The sequence below is a fragment of the Adlercreutzia equolifaciens genome, assembly GCF_029076695.1.
GTDB classification, from domain to species: Bacteria; Actinomycetota; Coriobacteriia; order Coriobacteriales; family Eggerthellaceae; genus Adlercreutzia; species Adlercreutzia equolifaciens_A.
This window is the reverse complement of record NZ_JARFIK010000482.1, coordinates 1-295: the sequence shown is the minus strand read 5'-3', so window position 1 is coordinate 295 and position 295 is coordinate 1. Positions and strand designations below refer to the sequence as shown.

General features: G+C 58.3%; 1 protein-coding gene. It reads right to left on the bottom strand.

Annotation, left to right across the window (positions count from 1 at the left end):
* On the bottom strand, nucleotides 1–295 hold a 295-nt coding region (locus PZH32_RS13275), incomplete at both ends, for a hypothetical protein (RefSeq protein WP_275208726.1).

Below are 295 nucleotides of genomic sequence, written 5' to 3'. Positions count from 1 at the left end.
ATGCTCCCGGCTGTCCTCGATGACGAAGAAGGTGGAGGCATCCTCCTCCAGCTCCTTCTGGAGGGCCCTGGCGTCGGTCTCAGTGGTCCAGCCGCATAAAATATAGAAGGGATGCTCCTTTTTGTCAGTGACGGCCGCGCAGCGGCGCACGTTAAAGTTGGCGTTATAGGAGCCAAGGACCTCCACAGCCTGCAGGAGGGCGGGCTTCTGATCCTCCAGATACGTTTTTTCCCTGGCGTCCAGCTGGGTGATCTGGGACTTTATGTCCTCCAGTTCCTTTTCCAGCCGGCGGATC